1 protein-coding gene is annotated in these 316 nt (G+C 44.9%); it reads right to left on the bottom strand.

Features of this window, described 5'->3' with window-relative positions; all coding sequences use genetic code 11:
• Nucleotides 1-132: 132 nt before the first annotated feature.
• Nucleotides 133-316, bottom strand: a 184-nt coding sequence (locus tag ACTQ33_RS17230) for a transposase (protein ID WP_441465703.1), incomplete at its 5' end; no start/stop codon positions are given.

Here is a 316-nt window from a genome sequence, read left to right as displayed (position 1 = left end):
GGAGCCGCTGATTAAATGAAGCATTACAGCTTATAAAGGGCAGCAATCGTGTCAAATCATGCAAGATATGCTCAAAATTCAGTCATATTTTGCTGTTTTTGCGCCATTTTGCTGCAAAAGGGCGCAAAAAGGCTATGCTGACGGCAACGTGCCACCAGCTCTAACCAGCATATATAGATTTGCGCTGGCAAACAGCACATACAGACGGTTGAGGTTTTTGCTCAGCCCTCGATAGACTGTTTTCCGGAAACCAAAGATATTTTTTACGATGCGGTACGGATGCTCTACTTTACAGCGCACAGAGGATTTCTGGTGC

This window comes from Candidatus Avoscillospira sp. LCP25S3_F1 (assembly GCF_052117125.1).
Lineage (GTDB): Bacteria > Bacillota > Clostridia > Oscillospirales > Oscillospiraceae > Avoscillospira_A.
Note: the sequence above shows the minus strand (reverse complement) of the source record. Positions and strands in the feature narration are given on the sequence as shown.